2 protein-coding genes are annotated in these 707 nt (G+C 59.3%); one reads left to right on the top strand and one right to left on the bottom strand.

Annotated elements, in window-relative coordinates; genetic code table 11:
- Window positions 1–305, bottom strand: a 305-nt coding sequence (locus AC07XB_RS39015; protein WP_493688209.1) for a Bug family tripartite tricarboxylate transporter substrate binding protein, incomplete at its 3' end; no start/stop codon positions are given.
- Window positions 306–464: 159 nt separating this feature from the next.
- Here AC07XB_RS39015 and AC07XB_RS39010 point away from each other — a divergent pair.
- Window positions 465–707, top strand: a 243-nt coding sequence (locus tag AC07XB_RS39010) for a LacI family DNA-binding transcriptional regulator (protein ID WP_492831463.1), incomplete at its 3' end; no start/stop codon positions are given.

The raw sequence follows: 707 nt of genomic DNA, 5'->3' as shown, positions 1-707 counted from the left end.
AGCTGGTTGGTCGCATGTGTTCCTGGCCCACCAATCACCAGGGTGTACCCATCAGGCTCTGCACGGGCTACGGCTTCGGACGCTAGCGAGCCATTGACGCCAGGCCGGTTCTCCACCACCACTGGCTGACCCAAGCGTATGGAGAGATTTTGGCCAATGAGCCGGCCGATCACGTCAGTCTGACCACCAGGTGGGAATGGAATCACCAAAGTCACAGGTCTAGTGGGATAGCTACCTTGGGCAGCCACTCCGAGCGGAGCGAGCACGCTGGCCAGCAACCCGAACAACGTGGCACGACGCAACATTGAATGGGGGTTACGCATAGTTGTCTCCTCGAATGATTGCGCAATCATACCCCGCGAAATATCGGCACCCATCCGGGTTTCCACCTAAATATCTGGTGTTTATTGATGATAGCGGCAACCATAGGTAACATTGCAATCACTAACATAGATAACGCAATCATGCCTCCCCGCGGACCCGGAATCACCTCCCCCACGTTAAAGGACCTTGCAAGGCTTGCTGGCGTCTCACCCATGACCGCCTCGCGGGCACTGCATCGCCCCGAACTGGTGGCCGAGGAGACGCGCGCCCGCGTAGCACAGGCGGTCGAACAAACGGGCTATGTGACCAACTCGCTGGCGGGCGGGCTGACTTCGCGGCAGACTCGCCTGGTCGCGGCAATCGTGCCCTCCATCGCCCATTCG

The sequence above is a fragment of the Cupriavidus sp. GW821-FHT02F09 genome (assembly GCF_059421605.1).
Note: the sequence above shows the minus strand (reverse complement) of the source record. Positions and strands in the feature narration are given on the sequence as shown.